1 protein-coding gene is annotated in these 613 nt (G+C 49.1%); it reads right to left on the reverse strand.

Going from position 1 to position 613, the window contains the following annotated elements; genetic code table 11:
- A partial coding sequence (locus tag R8N49_RS28515) for an efflux RND transporter permease subunit (protein WP_318190622.1) occupies nucleotides 1-613 on the reverse strand: 613 nt, incomplete at both ends.

Below are 613 nucleotides of genomic sequence, written 5' to 3' on the forward strand. Positions count from 1 at the left end.
CTCGCTCACACTTTCTAAGCGGCCTTTCGTCACTCGGTTGAACTGCACTTCGTGCGGGTTATTGTACGGCGCGGCTCCAACGCGGCCAGCAGCAACCTGAACGTTTTGCTCCGCTAAAGCAGCATATACATCCGATGTCGTTAGCTTGAGGTTGGCCATTTTTTCTGGGTCCAACCACACGCGCATCGCATATTCACCACCACCAATTACATTTACTTCACTAATGCCTTTCGCGCGCGCCAACTGATCTTTTACGTTCAAGTTGATGTAGTTAATTAAGAATTGGTCATCGTACTTGCCGTCTGGTGAATAGAAGTTCAGAACCATCAATAGGTCAGGAGAACGCTTTTTCACCGTCACGCCTACCATGCGCACTTCCTGAGGCAGTTTTGACTCAATCTGTGACACTCGGTTTTGCACGTTCACCTGCGCCATATCTGGGTCGGTACCAACATCAAACGTAACGTTTAAGCTGTACGAACCATCGTTAGCACTTTTCGAAGACATGTAAATCATGTTTTCTACGCCGTTCACCGATGTCTCTATCGGATCGGCGATGGCCTGTTCAACCACTTCGGCACTTGCACCAGTGTAGTACGCCGTTACGCTAACC

Source organism: Vibrio sp. 1978 (genome assembly GCF_033344345.1).